This window comes from Variovorax sp. DAIF25 (genome assembly GCF_050711835.1).
Taxonomy (GTDB): Bacteria; Pseudomonadota; Gammaproteobacteria; order Burkholderiales; family Burkholderiaceae_C; genus Variovorax.
In genome coordinates, this window is sequence record NZ_CP136636.1 from 2,602,523 (window position 1) to 2,615,374 (window position 12,852).

A 12,852-nucleotide genomic window follows, 5' to 3' on the forward strand; every position below is an offset into this window, starting at 1 on the left:
GTGCCCGCGCGCGTTCGGGCGTTCAGAACTGGTACTTCGCGCTCGCGACCACCGCGCGGTCGCTGCCGGGGTAGTACTTGCCGTAGGCCCGCGAGGCGGCGTACTGCCGGTTGGCGAGGTTGGTGGCGCTCAGCGCGAAGCGCCACGGGCCGCGCTTGTAGTGCACGGTGGCATCGATCAGCGCCACGCCGCCTTCCGACGAGGTGTTGCCCACGTCGTTCCAGCGCTTGCCGATGTAGCGCAGGCCGCCGCCGAAACCGAAGCCGTTGCCCAGCGTGTAGTCGAGCCAGAGCGAGGCCGTGTTCCGCGGCACCTGGATCGGCGTCTTGCCGCGCTCGGTGGCGTTGGCGCTCTCGCGCACCTTGGTGTCGAGCCAGGTGTAGGAGGCCGTGAGGTTCAGGTCGCGCGCCAGCTCGGCCTTGGCCTCGAGCTCGAGGCCGCGCGAGCGGATGCGACCGATCTGGCGGGCCTCGAAGGTGTTCTGGTCGTAGGTCACGACGTTGGACTTGCGCACGTCGAACAGGGCCGCGGTGAACAGCGAGCGCGCGCCCTCGGGCTGGAACTTGAGGCCGGCCTCCACCTGCTTGCCGCGGCTCGGGCGGAAGGGCTCGTTGTTCAGGTCGACGCCGCTGGTCGGCATGAAGGATTCCGAATAGCTGAGGTAGGGCGCCCAGCCGTTGCCGACCAGGTAGCTCAGCGCGGCGCGGCCGCTGAACCGGTCGTCGGTCTGAGTCGTGCGGCCGCTCTTCAGGCGGTCGAAGGTGGTGGACTTCACGTGGTCCTGCCGGCCGCCGAGCGTGAGCAGCCAGTGCGGGCCGAACTTGACCTGGTCCTGCGCGTAGACGCCGAGCTGCTCGGTGGTCTGGGTGAAGTTGCTGTCGGGCTGCATGGGCTCGGCGATCGGCAGGCCGTTGACCGGAAAGCGCAGGTCGAGGCTGGGGGCCGGCCCCGAGAACTGCTTGGCCGTGTACCGCACGCGCGACCAGTCGACGCCGAACAGCAGCGTGTGCTCGACATCGCCGGTGCGCACGCGGCCCTGCAACTGCGTGTCGGCGGTCCACTGGTTGACCCACTCGGGGGCGAAGCGGGCCGTGCGCCGCAGCGTGTAGCCATCGGGCGCGAGGTTCACCACCACGTGGTGCTTGTCGGTGTCGAAGCCGAAGTAGCGCATGTTCTGGCGCACCGTCCAGTTGTCGTCGAGATGGTGTTCGAACAGGTAGCCGAGCGAGGATTGCTGCTGCTTGATGCGGCTGTAGTTCGGCTCGCCCTGGATCAGGCCGGTGTCGCGGCCGCGTGCGTCGGTCACGTTGAAGGTGTCGTCGCTGGCGTCGCTCTTCAGGAACTCGCCGAGCAGCGTGAACGAGGTGGCGGCCGAGGGTTGCCAGCGCAGCGAGGGTGCGAGGTAGCTGCGCTTGACCTCGGCGGGCGCGCCGTTGGGGTAGCGCTGCTGGCTGTCGCTGTCGAGCTCGACGCCCACCAGCCGGTAGCTCAGCGTGTCGCTCAGGGCGCCGCCGAGGTCGACCGCGAGCTGCTTGCGCTGGAAGCTGCCGTACTGGACCTCGATCTCGCGCGTGGTCGTGGTGCCGGGCATCTTGCTGACGCGGTTGATGATACCGCCGGCGTCGCCCAGGCCGAACATCACCGACGAGGGGCCGCGCAGCACCTCGACGCGCTCGAGGCCGTAGGGCTCGGTCAGCGAGTAGGCGGGCAGCAGCATGCCGTCGCGGTACATGGCGTTGCCGGCCGTGGCATCGAAGCCGCGCAGCAGCAGCCAGTCGATGCCGCGGGCGTCGTAGCCCCAGTTGCCGGCCACCACGCCCGGCGCGTAGCGCACGGCTTCCATGATGGTCTGCACGCCGCGGGCCTCGAGTTCCTCGCGCCCGATGACGGACAGCGACTGCGGCACCTCGACGATCGGCGTGTCGGTCTTGGTCGCGGTCTGGCTGCGCCGCGCGACATAGCCCGGCACCGGGCCGAGGCCGGTCTCGCGCTCGGCGGCGGCGTTCACGGTCACGGTCGGCAGCGCGGCGCCGGTGGCATCGCGCGCCTTCTCGATCACCAGCGTGCTGCCCGTCACGCGGCCGGCCAGCCCGCTGCCCTGGAGCAACTGCGCGGCCGCGGCGTGGACCGCCAGGCTGCCCTGGACCGGCTGTCCGCGCAGCCCCTGCAGCAGCGCCGGGGCGGCCAGCAACTGCAGGCCGGCCTGGCGCGCGAACTGGTTCAGCGCCTGGTCCAGCGGCTGCGCGGGGATCGAGAAGGCCACGACGGCGGCGCCCGCCATGGCTTGGGCGTCGACGGCGGCCGGGCTGTTCTGGGCCCAGGCGCCCGTGCCGGCCTGGGCGACCAGGGACAGCGCGGCGGCGGCGACCAGATGGCGTCGAAGGGTGGGGGCGGGACGGTGGCGGGAAGGCATGCGGTTCTCTGGCTTCGGGTCGGGTTCATGAATTCCCCGGGCTTCCGCGTGGCGGATGTTCCGGGCTCCATGGACTGATACGAGCGAGCGGCGGCGATCCCTCACGCGCGGCGCCAAAAAAAACGCGGCGAGCGAAGCCGGCCTTCAGGAGGGCCGGCGTTCGATGACCAGGGCGCGGTCGGCCCCGTCGTCTTCGCGCACGCGCACCGGCAGGCTGCGCGGCAGCAGCCGCAGCCAGGCGCCAGCCTCGGCGATGCGCACGCGGCCGAACACCGGGAGCTGCGCGGCCTCGGGCGCCACGCGCAGCGGGCGCGGGCTGTAGCGCGCCAGGCGCTCCACCACCTCGGCCAGCGGCTGGCGGTCGAAGTCGAGCCAGCCTTCGCGCCACGGCGCGACCGCGGCCGGGCCCGCCGGATGCGAGGTGGAGAGCGGCCGCACCGGATCGATGAAGGCGCGGTCACCCGCGCCCAGGGTGCGTTCCTCGCCGCCGGCGCTGCGCACCCGCACCTGGCCCGATTCGACCGCCACGCGCACGCCGCCGTCCTGCAGCGCGACCTCGAAGCGCGTGCCGAGCACCGTGATCTCGTGGCCCAGCGCATGGACCACGAAGGGTCGCGCCTCGTCGCGCGCCACCTCGAAGAAGGCGCTGCCGGCCAGCAGTTGCACGGTGCGGCGCGTGGCGTAGTAGACGACCTCGGCGCGGCTCGCGGCATCGAGCGTGAGCTGGCTGCCGTCGGGCAGCGCCTGGGTCCGGATGCGGGCGATCGGGGTCGACAGCAGGGCGCTGTAGCCCGGCACCCACTGGCGCCATGCCTGCCAGAGCGTGGCGCTGCCGACACCCAGGCCGCAGACGCCGAGCAGCGCCGACAGCGCGCGGCGCCGGCCGGTGCGCGCGGGCGCCGCCTCGCCGCGCCAGCGGTGCAGCGCGGCCTCGACGCTGTCGAGCGCCCGCATCACTTCGCGCTCGACGGTCTTGACCGACACGCCATGGCGCAGCGCCAGCTCGGCATGGCAGGCGCCCTCGAGCCGGTCGGCCAGGAAGATGTCGCGGCTGCGCGGCGGCAGCGCGCGCAGCGCGGCATCCACCGCGTCGAGCGCCTGCCGGTGGGCGACGCCGTCGGCCACGTCGCGCGCGCTGGGGCCGTGGGCGGCCGGTTCCGCCTCGATGTCGACGGCCGCCGGGCTGAAGCGCTCCGCGCTGCGCTGGCGGCGGCGCAGGTGGTCGATGGCGATGTTCTCGGCCACGGCGTAGACGTAGGCGCGCGCGGCGCCTTCGTGCGGCGCGGTCTCGGTCTCGCGCGTCTCGGCGCGCTCGGCCAGCCGGACCCAGGTGTCGTGCGCCAGCTCGCGCGCATCGTGCGTGCTGCCGGTGCGGCGCGCGATGAACCGCACCAGCTCCTGGTAGCTGTCCTGGAAGGCTTTCAGCAGCGGGCTGGGGGAGAGTTGGGCGGACATGGGAAGGGGGATGGCGCGCGGATCGCCGGCGGATTATTGTCGAGAATAGTTCTCATTTGTCCGCGAAGCCTCCGAATTCAGCGCTTCCGCGACGAAACACGGCCGCCGGCTGTCCAGGCCGGCGGGCGGTTTTCAGATCGCGCAGCCGTCGGGGCCGCAGCTGCCCAGGGTCGGATTTCCCGGCGCGGACGGCGCCGCGAAGCTCGCGAGCTGCGCCTTCCATGCGTCCGGCCGGCCCAGCCACGGGCCGATGTCGACCCGGCTCGCGCCGCCATCGGGCCGCGCGAGCACGAAGGTCGGAAAGCCCTGGCCGCCCGCGCGGCGCAGCAGCGCGCGGCTGGCCTCGATGTGTTGCGCAGTCGCCTCGCCCGAGAGCCGCGCGAAGGCCGCGGCGAAGGCTTCGCCGTCGAAGCCCAGTTCCACGGCCAGCGCCTGCAGCACCTCGGCATCGGCGATGCGCCGGCCCTCGGCGTAGTGCGCGCGCTGCACGCGATGCGCCATGTCGAGCGCGCCGCCCGCGCGCAGCGACTCGGCCGCGAGGATCGCGGTGGTCGGCGGCTCCGAGTCCATCACGGCCGTGCCGTCGCGCAGCAGGCCTTCGAAGTAGGCCTCGCCGAAGGGCTGGCCCGTGAGCTCGGCGATGCGGCGGTCGTGCGGCAGCACGTAGTCGCGCCATTGCGGCGTGATGGCGCGGCGATTGGCGCCGGTCATCATGCCGCCGCCATGCAGTTCGACCCGCAGGCCCGGCACCTCGCGCGCCGCCTCGACCAGCGGCGCGGCGGCATAGCACCAGCCGCACAGCGGGTCGAAGATGCAGTGCAGGGTGGCGCCGTCGTGGCTGCCCGGGTTCATTGCGGCCATTTCATCTCTCCCTTGATGACCTTCGCGCTCAGTTCGAGCGAGGAGGCGTCTTCCAGCTTGGGGTAGCGCTTCTTCATCGCGGCGATCAGCGCGGCCGAGTCCTTGGCCTTGGCGGCCTCGGTCTCGAAGGCCTGCAGGTAGGCGCGCGTGAAGTTCACCGAAGCGAGCGTGGAGGGCGTCGAGCCGTCGGCGTTCGGCAGGTAGTGGCCGGGCACCACGGTCCTCGGCTTGAGCGCCGCGATGCGGTCGAGCGTGCGGCGCCAGTCGCGGCGCGACTCGGGCGTCTGCGTGTCGGCCACCCACAGGTGGATGTTGGCCGACACGGGCACGCCGCCGACCACGGTCTTGAGCGAGGGAATCCAGGCGACGGTGCGCGCGGGCGTGGGACCGACGACCTGGATCTTGCGGCCCTCGAGCTCGATCGTGTCGCCCGCGAGCGGCTCGGGCACGACCAGCGACTGCGGCGCGTTGTCCTTGAGGATCGGGCCCCAGTGGGCCAGCTTGCCGTCCTTCGAGGCCTGGATCGCTGCCACGGTCTGCGGCGTGGCGACGATCTTCGCGTCGGGGAAGGCGGCACGGATCACGTCGAGGCCGAAGTAGTAGTCGGGGTCGCTGTGGCTGATGTAGACGGTGGCGAGTCTGCGGCCGCCGGCCTGGATCTTCTTCACCAGCGCCTGCGCGTCGTTGCGCTGGAACTGGGCGTCGATCAGCACGGCCTCCTTCTCGCCCGAGACGATGCTCGAGGAGACGGGAAACAGCGAGGCCGCGCCCGGGTTGTAGACCTCGAGCCTCAGGGGCGCGGCGGATGCGGCGATGCCGAAGGTGGGGAAGGTCGAGAGGGCGGAGAGCGCGGTGGCGGCGAGGAAGCTGCGGCGGAACATGGCGATTCTTTCTGCGGATGAGGGTGTGACAGGTGAAGCCCGCAGTGTGGATTGCGCCGAACGAAACAAAAACCGGCTCCCGCGCAAAGGATCGTTTCGAAATCCGGACGAATGAACCGGCTCAGTCGCGCCGCGCCAGCTTCTCGAGGTGCGCCACCAGCAGCTGCGCCGCGGGCGAGAGCGAGGCCTCGTCGCGAAAGCAGATAGCGAAGCGGCGCTTCGCCCACGGGTCGGCCAGCGGCATCAGGCACAGGCCGTAGGCCGCGGTGAAGGGCTGCGCCACCTCGGCCGGCACCACGCTGATCGCGAGGCCGGCGCGCACCACGCGCAGCGCGGCGTCGAAGTTCGACACCAGCACGCGGTGCACCAGCGGCTTGCCCGCGGCCGTGGCCTCGCGCGCGAGCAGCAGCTGCACCGCGCTGAGCGCGGGCATGCCGACGAACTCGTGGTCGAGCAGCTGCTCGAAGCGCACCTCGCGCATCCGCGCCACCGGGTGCGAGGGATGCGCCACCACCGCGAGGTGGTCGCTGCGGTAGTCGCGCCGCTGCAGGCCCTCGAGGTCGGCCGCGTCCCAGCACAGGCCGATCGAGGCCACGCCCTCGCGGATGCCGCGCACGATCTCGGGGCTCACGCGCTCTTCCATGTCGACGCGGATGTTGCGGTGCGCGGGGTCCTGCAGGAAGTCGGCCACGTCCTCGGCCAGCGACTCGGCCATCACCGAGGCCGAGGCCAGCATGCGCACATGGCCGCGCATGCCGCCGGCATAGGCCGCCATGTCACGCTCGATGCGGTTGACGCTGCCGAGCATGGCGCGCGCATGCTCGAGCAGGGTTTCGCCGGCGGCCGTGGGCACCACGCCGCGGCGGCGCCGCACGAACAGCGGCGTGCCGAGCGTGTCCTCGAGCTGCGCCAGCCGCTTGCTGATCGCCGAGCCGACGATGCTGGCCTGAGCGCCGGCGCGCGCGATGCTGCGGGTCTCGCAGACCGAGACGAACAGGCGCAGGGTGGTGAGGTCGAGGTCGCGCATGGCGTCGGCTCCGTGGTTTTCGTGGTGTTCCGATTCGGAACGGATCGGCTTCCGAAATATAGCTTCTGCATCGAATCGGAAAGTCTAAGAATGACGCCGATTCCAGACACCCATCCCACGGAGACACCGCCTTGACCGAACCTTCCGCCCCGGCGCGCCCGCACGCCTTCCTGCCGCCGCGCGCCACCGTGCGCGAAGTGGGCCTGCGCGACGGCCTGCAGAGCGTCGCCCGCACCCTGCCCACCGCGCACAAGCGCGAATGGATCCGCGCCGCCCACGCGGCCGGGCAGCGCGAGATCGAGGTCGGCTCCTTCGTGCCCGCGCGGCTGCTTCCGCAACTGGCCGACACGGCCGAGCTGCTGGCCTTCGCGAAGACGCTGCCGGGCCTGTTCGCCTCGGTGCTGGTGCCCAACCTGAAGGGCGCCGAGCGCGCCATCGAGGGCGAGGCCGACCTGCTGGTGGTGCCGCTGTCGGCCAGCCATGCGCACAGCCTCGCCAACCTGCGCAAGACGCCCGACGAGGTGGTGGCCGAGGTCGGCCGCATCCGCGCCGCGCGCGATGCCGCGGGCTCGAGGACGCTGATCGAGGGCGGCGTGGGCACCGCCTTCGGCTGCACGCTGCAGGGTCCCGTGGCGCCCGAGGAGGTGCTGCGGCTGATGCAGGCGCTGCTCGACGCGGGCGCCGACCGCGTGAGCCTGGCCGATACCGTCGGCTATGCCGACCCGGCGATGGTGCGCCGCCTGTTCGAGCGCGCGCGGGCCATCGCGGGCGAGCGGCTGTGGTGCGGCCATTTCCACGACACGCGTGGGCTGGGGCTGGCCAACGTCTATGCGGCGCTCGAGGTCGGCATCGCGCGTTTCGACGCCTGCCTGGCCGGCATCGGCGGCTGCCCGCATGCGCCGGGCGCCAGCGGCAACGTCGACACCGAGGACCTGCTGTTCATGCTGCAGAGCATGGGCGTGGCCACGGGTGTCGACCTGCGGCAGCTGCTCGCGCTGCGCGGGCGCGTGGCGCAATGGCTGGATGGCGAGACGTTGCAGGGCACGCTGTGGCGCGCGGGCTTCCCGAAGACCTTCGCGCAGGAAGAGGTGGCGGCATGAGCGCCCCCGAAGAGAAGCGCCTGCCGCTGGCCGGCATCCGCGTGGTCGAGTTCACCCACATGGTGATGGGCCCGACCTGCGGCATGGTGCTGGCCGACCTCGGCGCCGAGGTCATCAAGGTCGAGCCGATCGAGGGCGACCGCACGCGCCAGCTGCTGGGCGCGGGCGCGGGCTTCTTCCCGATGTTCAACCGCAACAAGAAGAGCATCGCGCTCGACCTGCGCCATGCGCAGGGGCTCGAGGCCGCGCTGCGCCTGTGCGCCGGCGCCGACGTGGTGGCGCAGAACTTCAAGCCCGGCACCATGGGGAAGTACGGCCTCGACTATGCCGCGCTGCGCCGGCTCAACCCGCGGCTGGTGTACGTCAACCACACGGGCTTCCTGCCCGGCCCTTACGAGCACCGCACGGCGCTCGACGAGGTGGTGCAGATGATGGGCGGGCTGGCCTACATGACCGGCCGGCCCGGCGACCCGCTGCGCGCGGGCACCAGCGTCAACGACATCATGGGCGGCATGTTCGGCGCCATCGGCGCGATGGCCGCGCTGATGCAGCGCGGCCAGACCGGCGAGGGCCAGGAGGTGCATTCGGCGCTGTTCGAGAACAACGTGTTCCTGGTCGGCCAGCACATGCTGCAGTACGCGATCACGGGCCAGGCCGCGGCGCCGATGCCCGAGCGCATCTCGGCCTGGGCGCTGTACGACGTGTTCACCGTGAAGGACGGCGAGCAGATCTTCCTGGCCGCGGTCAGCGACGCGCAGTGGCAGAGCTTCTGCGATGCCCTGGGCTTCGACGACCTCAAGGCCGACCCGGCGCTGCGCACCAACAACGACCGCGTGCGGCTGCGCCCGACCCTGCTGGCGGACCTGCGCGCGCGGCTGGCTTCGCGCCCGGCCGCCGAGCTGTCGGCGCTCTTCGAGGCGCGCGGCCTGCCGTTCGCGCCGATCGTGCGGCCCGAGGACCTCTACGCCGATCCGCACCTGCTGGCCACCGGCGGCCTGGCCGACATCCGCCTGCCCGACGGCGAGCGCGCGGGCCAGACCGCGCAGACCACGCTGTTCCCGATCACGCTGGGCGGCGAGCGCCTGGGCGTGCGCCTCGATCCGCCGACGCTGGGCCAGCACACGCGCGAGCTGCTGGCCGAGCTCGGCTACGGCGAGGCGCAGATGCAGGCGCTGCTCGACGACGCGGCCGTGGCCTAGGCCGGTTTTTTCTTCCCCACTACAACGAGAGACAAGACGATGCGCAACCCACTGCCTTCCTTCATCAACCGCCGCGCGCTGCTGGGCCTGGGCGCCGGCGCGGCCGCGCTCGCCGCCTGGCCCGCCTGGGCGCAGGGCGACCGGCCCGTGCGCTTCATCCTGCCGATCAGCGCGGGCTCGGGCGTGGACGCCATCGTGCGCGCCGCCACGGTCGCGCTCGGCAAGGCCTTCGGCCAGCCGGTGGTGGTCGAGAACCAGCCGGGCGCGGGCGGCATCACGGGCACCTCGACCGTGGTCAAGGCCGTGCCCGACGGCTTCACCCTGGGCATGGTGTCGAACAACCACGTCATCAACCCGGCGGTGTTCAGGAAGATGCCCTTCGACCCGATCGCCGACGTGACGCCGATCAGCGTGGTGGGCGCCACGCCGCTGGTGCTGGCGGTGAACCCGAAGCTGCCGGCGAAGAACGTGAAGGAGCTGGTGGCGCTGCTGCGCGCCAAGCCCGAGGGCTACAACTACGCTTCCTCGGGCAACGGCACCATCATCCACCTGGCCGGCGAGATGTTCATGGACGAGGCCGGCGTGAAGGCGCGGCACATTCCCTACAAGGGCACGGGCCCGATGGTCACCGACATGATCGCGGGCCAGGTCGAGATGGGCGTGGTGGCGCTGCCGGCCGTGCAGCCGCACCTGAAGAGCGGCGCGCTGCGCGCCATCGGCCTGTGCGGCCCGGCGCGCTCGCCGGCCGCGCCCGAGATGCCGACCATCGCCGAGCAGGGGCTGCCGAACTACGTGGTCGAGGGCTGGTTCGCGGTGATCGGGCCCGCGAAGATGCAGGCGGCCGAGGTGCAGCGCGTGCACGATGCCGTGGCCGCGGCCTTCGCGAGCGCCGAGGTGCGCGAGGCCATGGACAAGCAGGGCAACCTCATCAAGCCCACCACGCCCGAGCAGGCCGCGGCCTATTTCCGCAGCGAGGCGGCGCGCTACGCGGCGCTGGTGAAGAAGGCCAACGTGGTGCTGGAGTGAGCGCGCGGGCGCTCAGTGCGCGCTCGTGAGCTTCAGGCCCAGGATGCCCGCGACGATCAGCCCGACGCAGACCAGCCGCGCGGCATTCGAGGGTTCCTGGAACAGCACGATGCCCAGCACCACGGTGCCGACCGCGCCGATGCCGGTCCACACCGCGTAGGCCGTGCCCACCGGCAAGGTGCGCATCGCCCAGCCGAGCAGCACCACGCTGAGCGCCATCGATGCGATGGTGCCGACCGAGGGCCAGAAGCGGCTGAAGCCCTCGGTGTACTTGAGGCCGATGGCCCAGCCCACCTCGAGCAGGCCGGCGAAGAACAACACGATCCAGGCCATGCGCATGCCTCCTTGAAGAAAAAGGGGAGTCAGTTCCCGGGCCGCACCGCGCTGTAGAGCGCGCGCACGAAATCCGACTGGGTGATCATGCCGGCCAGCCGCTTCTCGGCGTCGATGATCGGGATGTGGTGGTGGCCGCCCTCGGAGAACAGCGGCACCAGCTCGACCACGGGGCGGTCGGCGCTGGCCACGCGCACCTGGCGCGTCATGATCTGGCCCACCACCTCGGGCTTGTTCGACACCACGGTGCGGGTGGCGCGGATGAAGTCGCGCAGCCGGCCCGCGATGCCTTCGTGGTGCGCCAGGTCGAGCTGGCGGAAGAAGTCGGCCTGCGTGACGATGCCCACCACGCGGCGCGTGCGGTCGACCACCGGCAGCGCCTTGATGCGGCGCTCGTGCATCAGCGCCCAGGCCTCCTGCAGCGGCGTGCCGAACTCCACCGTGATCGGCGTGCGCGACATGATGTCGTCGCAGTGCAGCGTGCCGAGCCGCCGCTTGTAGCTCTCGAGCTCGGTCTGCTGGATCAGCGACTCGAGGTCGTCGCGGCTGATGTCGAGCACCTGGTTGTAGCGCGCCAGCACGGCATCGATGTCGGCCTGGCTGAAGCGCGCGTCGGCGCGCGGCGGCTGCGCCACCTGCACGTGCGGATAGCGCCGGCCGGTGAAGCTGTTGTAGGCCGCGCCCGCGAGCACCAGCAGCAGCGAGTTGACGAAGAAGGGGAAGAAGGCCGACGACAGGTGCGTGGTGTGGGTGAGCACCGCGAGCAGCGCCGCGGCGCCGCCCGGCGGATGCAGGCAGCGCGCGACGAACATCAGGCCGATGGCGCCGCCGACCGCGACCGCGGCGGCCACGGCCGGGTCGGGAATCCAGTTGACGCTGGCGATGCCCACGATGGCCGACAGCGTGTTGCCGCCCACCACCGACCAGGGCTGCGCGAGCGGGCTGGCCGGCACCGCGAACACCAGCACCGCGCTGGCGCCCAGCGGCGCGATCAGCCACACGGCATTGCCGCCGAGGGTCTGCGCGATCCAGCGGCAGATCAGCGCCGTGATCAGCAGCCCGAGCGCCGCGCCGCCCATGGCGCGCAGGCGCTCGCGCGCATCGACGGTGGTGCGGCCCGGCAGCCAGGCGCGCAGATAGACGAGGAGCTTGTTGGCGGAGGACATGCGGATCGAAGAGTGTCTCTGTGTTGTTCTTGTTCGTTCGCCTGCCGCCGCTTCAGCCCTCGTGGGCGACGCGCCGTCCGATGTCGGGCCAGCGGCCGTGCAGCCAGACCCAGGCCACCAGGCCGATGGCCAGCATCAGGGTCGAGGTCAGCGCGAGCGCCAGCGTGGAATGCATCACCAGCGGCGCCACCGCGCCGGCCACGATGCCGTTGGCGGTGGAGCCGATCACCGCCTGCAGCGAGGAGGCCATGCCGCGGCGTTCGGGATGCAGGTCGAGCACCAGCAGCGTGACCACCGGCACCATCAGCGCCCAGCCGAAGGCGAACACCGCGAGCGGCCACAGCGCCCAGGCCACGTGGGCCTGGAAGAAGGTGTTGGCGATCACGTTGACCACCGAGGTCACCAGCATGATCAGGAAGCCGTCGCGGATCTGGCGCTTGGGCGCCACCTTGCCGGCCATGCGCCCGCTGGCGCGCGCGCCGAGCATGATGCCGCCGATGGTCAGCAGGAAGAACCAGAAGAACTGCTGCGGCTGCAGCGCGAGGTGGTCGCCGAGGAAGGCCGGCGCCGCCAGCACGTAGAGGAACATGCCGTTGAAGGGCACGCCGCTGGCGAAGGCCAGCAGCAGGAAGCGCGGGTCGGAGCACAGGTCCCAATAGCCGCGCAGCAGGTGGCGCACGTGGAAGGACTGGCGGTGCGAGGGATGCAGCGTCTCGGGCAGCAGCTTGTAGTTGGCGGCGAACAGCACCACGCCCACGGCCACCAGGAACCAGAACACCGCGTGCCAGCCCGCGTGCACGAACAGGAAGCCGCCGACGATCGGCGCGATGGCGGGCGCCACGCCGAAGTAGATCGTGACCTGGCTCATCACGCGCTGGGCCTCGGCGGGCGGGAACATGTCGCGGATCACCGCGCGCGAGACCACGATGCCCGCGCCGGTCGACAGGCCCTGCAGGCCGCGGAACAGCACCAGCTGCGTGATCGTCTGCGACAGCGCGCAGCCCAGCGAGGCCAGCGTGAACACCGCGAGGCCCCACAGCACCACCGGCCGACGCCCGAAGCTGTCGGACAGCGCGCCATGGAACAGGTTCATGAACGCGAAGCCGAACAGGTAGGCCGAGAGCGTCTGCTGCATCTCGGCCGGCGTCGCGCCGATCGAGCGCGCGATGCCCGAGAAGGCGGGGATGTAGGTGTCGATGGAGAAGGGCCCGAGCATGCCGAGCACCGCGAGCAGCACGGCCAGCGCCCAGCGCGGGGCTTGCCAGAGTTTGTCTGCATCGGGATTCATGATGAGGATTGCTCCATTCTTCTTATCTTTGCATCTGTCGCAGAGGGGCCCAAAAAAGAAAGCGCCCTTGCGGGCGCCTCCTTGTCGGGGAAATACCGGGAGA

10 protein-coding genes and 1 pseudogene are annotated in these 12,852 nt (G+C 71.5%); 3 read left to right on the plus strand and 8 right to left on the minus strand.

Translation table 11 applies throughout. The annotated features are described in order from the left end of the window. Window positions 1–22: 22 nt before the first annotated feature. From R0232_RS11860 to R0232_RS11880, 5 genes and pseudogenes are all read right to left on the minus strand, one after another. Window positions 23–2,413 (minus strand): TonB-dependent siderophore receptor, encoded by a 2,391-nt coding sequence (locus R0232_RS11860; RefSeq protein WP_431512226.1) that lies wholly within the window; start codon window positions 2,411–2,413, stop codon window positions 23–25. Window positions 2,414–2,557: 144 nt separating this feature from the next. Further along, window positions 2,558–3,868, minus strand: a complete 1,311-nt coding sequence (locus R0232_RS11865; RefSeq protein ID WP_431512227.1) for a sigma-70 family RNA polymerase sigma factor — start codon at window positions 3,866–3,868, stop codon at window positions 2,558–2,560. A gap of 132 nt (window positions 3,869–4,000) precedes the next feature. Further along, complete coding sequence (locus R0232_RS11870; RefSeq protein WP_431512228.1) at window positions 4,001–4,729, minus strand: DsbA family protein; 729 nt, start codon at window positions 4,727–4,729, stop codon at window positions 4,001–4,003. Next, window positions 4,723–5,610, minus strand: a pseudogene (locus R0232_RS11875) (MBL fold metallo-hydrolase); the annotation flags it as partial. The gene R0232_RS11870 and the pseudogene R0232_RS11875, both read right to left, overlap by 7 nt. 121 nt (window positions 5,611–5,731) lie before the next feature. Next, window positions 5,732–6,637: a LysR family transcriptional regulator gene (locus R0232_RS11880; protein ID WP_057590428.1), complete on the minus strand. Its 906-nt coding sequence runs from the start codon at window positions 6,635–6,637 to the stop codon at window positions 5,732–5,734. 131 nt (window positions 6,638–6,768) lie between these two features. Between R0232_RS11880 and R0232_RS11885 the strand changes: the two genes are divergently transcribed. From R0232_RS11885 to R0232_RS11895, 3 genes are read left to right on the plus strand one after another with little or no spacing between them, the layout of a single operon-like run. Further along, window positions 6,769–7,737, plus strand: a complete 969-nt coding sequence (locus R0232_RS11885) for a hydroxymethylglutaryl-CoA lyase (protein ID WP_431512229.1) — start codon at window positions 6,769–6,771, stop codon at window positions 7,735–7,737. Next, complete coding sequence (locus R0232_RS11890; RefSeq protein WP_431512230.1) at window positions 7,734–8,936, plus strand: CaiB/BaiF CoA transferase family protein; 1,203 nt, start codon at window positions 7,734–7,736, stop codon at window positions 8,934–8,936. The genes R0232_RS11885 and R0232_RS11890 overlap by 4 nt, the downstream gene beginning before the upstream one ends. Before the next feature lie 39 nt (window positions 8,937–8,975). Further along, complete coding sequence (locus tag R0232_RS11895; protein WP_431512231.1) at window positions 8,976–9,962, plus strand: tripartite tricarboxylate transporter substrate binding protein; 987 nt, start codon at window positions 8,976–8,978, stop codon at window positions 9,960–9,962. 12 nt (window positions 9,963–9,974) lie between these two features. On the opposite strand, the gene sugE is transcribed toward R0232_RS11895, so the two are convergent. From sugE to R0232_RS11910, 3 genes are read right to left on the minus strand one after another with little or no spacing between them, the layout of a single operon-like run. Further along, window positions 9,975–10,295 carry a quaternary ammonium compound efflux SMR transporter SugE gene (gene sugE, locus R0232_RS11900; RefSeq protein WP_093343472.1) on the minus strand — a complete coding sequence of 107 codons (321 nt, stop codon included), beginning with the start codon at window positions 10,293–10,295 and terminating at the stop codon, window positions 9,975–9,977. Window positions 10,296–10,324: 29 nt separating this feature from the next. Further along, window positions 10,325–11,461, minus strand: a complete 1,137-nt coding sequence (locus R0232_RS11905; protein ID WP_093343066.1) for an HPP family protein — start codon at window positions 11,459–11,461, stop codon at window positions 10,325–10,327. Window positions 11,462–11,513: 52 nt separating this feature from the next. Beyond that, a complete protein-coding gene (locus tag R0232_RS11910) occupies window positions 11,514–12,749 on the minus strand; it encodes a multidrug effflux MFS transporter (RefSeq protein ID WP_093343064.1) in 1,236 nt (411 codons plus the stop codon). Between the last annotated feature and the right edge of the window lie 103 nt (window positions 12,750–12,852).